This is a genomic window from Mycobacterium sp., from assembly GCF_040509115.1.
GTDB lineage: Bacteria > Actinomycetota > Actinomycetes > Mycobacteriales > Mycobacteriaceae > Mycobacterium.
Window position 1 is genome coordinate 1 of the sequence record NZ_JBEVLO010000044.1, and the last position, 2,652, is coordinate 2,652.

The 2,652-nt window shown below is 61.8% G+C and carries 3 protein-coding genes; 2 read left to right on the forward strand and 1 reads right to left on the reverse strand.

Going from position 1 to position 2,652, the window contains the following annotated elements; genetic code table 11:
• Window positions 1–303 (forward strand): hypothetical protein (locus ABW137_RS03610; protein ID WP_526396969.1); only part of this gene is annotated, 303 nt, incomplete at its 5' end.
• A gap of 57 nt (window positions 304–360) precedes the next feature.
• Here the strand turns inward: ABW137_RS03610 and ABW137_RS03615 are convergent.
• Complete coding sequence (locus tag ABW137_RS03615) at window positions 361–1,581, reverse strand: CaiB/BaiF CoA transferase family protein (RefSeq protein ID WP_526396971.1); 1,221 nt, start codon at window positions 1,579–1,581, stop codon at window positions 361–363.
• Between the two features lie 482 nt (window positions 1,582–2,063).
• On the opposite strand from ABW137_RS03615, the gene ABW137_RS03620 reads away from it, so the two are divergent.
• The coding region (locus ABW137_RS03620; protein ID WP_526396973.1) for a Zn-ribbon domain-containing OB-fold protein at window positions 2,064–2,652 on the forward strand (589 nt) is incomplete at its 3' end.

Sequence of the window (2,652 nt, forward strand, 5' to 3'; positions counted from 1 at the left end):
GGTGCGGTCGAGATCTTGGGCCGCGCAGCCTGGCCCAGCGACTCAAAAACCATCCATGAACTCCAAGATGCCGCGTCTAAAGGTGTTGGCGCATTGCAGTTGTCGTTGGTTCATGCAACGGCAAACCCGGTACTGTGCTTGTTTTTCGACATCCTCATCGACCTGATGGACAGGCTGAATGCGGGCCAGCACATCAACGGTGCTACCGCTGGCGATGCCACAGCGAAGGCGAGGGTCGTCAGTGCGTTGGCGCAGCACAATTGGCCGTTGGCCCAGCGTCGGCTGCGCGCCCTTCACCGTTAGCTCGCTGGGTAAGACCGCGATCTGAACACCGTGCTGCTCGGCGGGGCCACAGCCCGATCAGGTGATCGCACCCTCGATCTTCAGCTCGATCAACTCATCCTCGGACAGACCCAATTCGCGCAGCACCTCATCGGTGTGTTCGGCGAACTGCGGCGCCCGCGTCAAAGTGACCGGAGTTTCGTCGAATTGCACAGGGTTGGTGACCAATTCACGTTCAACGCCGTCGGAATCGGTGAGTTGAGCGATGAGACCATTCGACCGCAGCGAGGCGTCGCGGCCAACCTCCCAGGAATTCTGCACCGCAGCCCATTGCCCTTCGCCCCGCGAGAGGACCTCTAGCCACTCTGCATACGGGCGCGCTTCGACCAGTTCGGCGATGATGTCGGCGGCCTCGCCGGCGTGTGTCATCAACTTCTCGACCGTATTGAACCGTTCGTCGACGGCCAGGTCCTCCCGCCCGGCCAAAGCACAGAATTCCGACCAATATCGGCCTGGCTGAAGCATGGCGAATTCCAGCCACCGCCCGTCTGAGGTCCGATACCCGCCGATCAGGGGGTTGGTTGCGGAACCATGTTTTGGCCGCACCGTTTCCGGAAGCGGCGCATCGGACATTAGTGCGAGGTTCACCGAGAACTGCGTGGCCCACGCGCCCACCCCCAGCAACGACACATCGACTACCGACGGCTCCCCGGTAGTTGCGCGCGAATACAGCGCCGCGGCAATGCCACCGGCGATGGTCATTCCCCCCAGCGAATCTCCATAGGCCCCCGCCGGCATCCGCGGTGTCTGTTCCGCACCCGGCGGGGTGAGTCCAGCCGCGCTACCGCCTCGCGCCCAGAATGCGGTGCTGTCATAGCCACCCTTGTCCGCCTCCGGTCCGCGCTGCCCGAACCCGCTCCCGCGGACATAGATGATATTCGGATTGATCTTGCGCACATCGTCGAGTTCGATCCCCAACCGACGACGCGCATCGGGTAGAAAATTGGTCAGAAAGACATCGCTGGAGCGCACCAGACTCTCGAACACCGCCCGGCAAGCGGGGTTGTCCAGCGCCAGACCCACGCTTCGCTTACCACGGTTGGGTCCCTCCATGATCGGAAAGAAGGCCACCCCGGGGTTATTGAGGTCAAGTCCAAGCAGGCGGACCAGCCCGCGCTGCGCATCACCGCGCTCGGCGTGCTCGACCTTGATCACATCGGCTCCCCAGTCGGCAAGGACAGCACCCGCGGCAGGGACGAAAGTGAATTGAGCGACTTCGAGGACGCGGACGCCCTCCATCGGCCGGTGCATATCGCCGCACGACCTCCTCGAGTAGGGGCGACGCACCTTCGGTCGCCGCAGGATCAGCGCGATCCGACATCGCGCAGCCTCACCGTACCGTGCCAAACCTCTAATTGTGTAGACTAATTACGAAACCTCCTGAGTACGACGGGCGACCGCGGAACGTCGTCGCTGCCGTCAGAACCGCCGGCGCGATAGCACCGCTGTTCGCCAAATACGGCCTCAGTAAAGCTATGACGTGTTCAGCAGGGCCTCGGCGATCGGATTGTGTCGATCCACTTACAACCGGCTCACCGCTCTGCGCTGATGATCGGTGCTGTCTCAAGGCCACAAATACAACTACTATTTTGATGATGTGCGCGATACTCTCGATCCGGAACATCGATCGGGAACCAGACTGGTGCTGGACATCGAGACAATGAGGTCGTCGTGCGTTGTGAAGTGAATGCAGAACCCGGATCTGCCCAGAGTCCCCAGCAATGACTGGCTCTGCTGAGGGTCGTCCGCTGCCGCAGGTATCGCTGGCTAGCGCAGATTTCTGGCACTCCGGCTCAGATGGCGTCCTGCGGATCTCGCAATGCCATGACTGCGACCGCTTCTTCCATCCGCCGCTGCCGATTTGCCCCGAATGCCGCAGCCGAAACGTTGGCCTCACGCCAACAAGCGGAAAAGCAACGGTGGTCGGGTTCAGCGTCAACCATCAATCTTGGTTACCGAAATTCCCGCCGCCTTACGTCGTTGCTGTGGTGGCCCTCGCCGAGGACGACCGCGCCCGATTGACTACTAATCTCATCGACGTCGCCCCGGACGACATTCGCGTCGGGATGCGGGTGCGGGTCCGGTTCGAACAACACGATGACATCCATATCCCCCTGTTCGAGGCCGATCCAGAAACTGAAGAGCTGCTGGGCAGCGGCTCGATTCCGGAGCCGCGCGAGATACGAAAAGCATTACGCCCCATGGTATCGGCGCAGAAGTACGAGGATCGGGTCGCGCTGACTGGCGTCGGCCAGTCTGCCGTGGGCCGGCGCTTGATGGTCGATCCGTTGTCGCTGACCGTTGATGCGT

What these genes read in the sequence shown, in the direction of transcription:
- ABW137_RS03615 (WP_526396971.1), bottom strand. Translation starts at nt 1,581, where the DNA reads ATGGAGGGCGTCCGCGTCCTCGAAGTCGCTCAATTCACTTTCGTCCCT.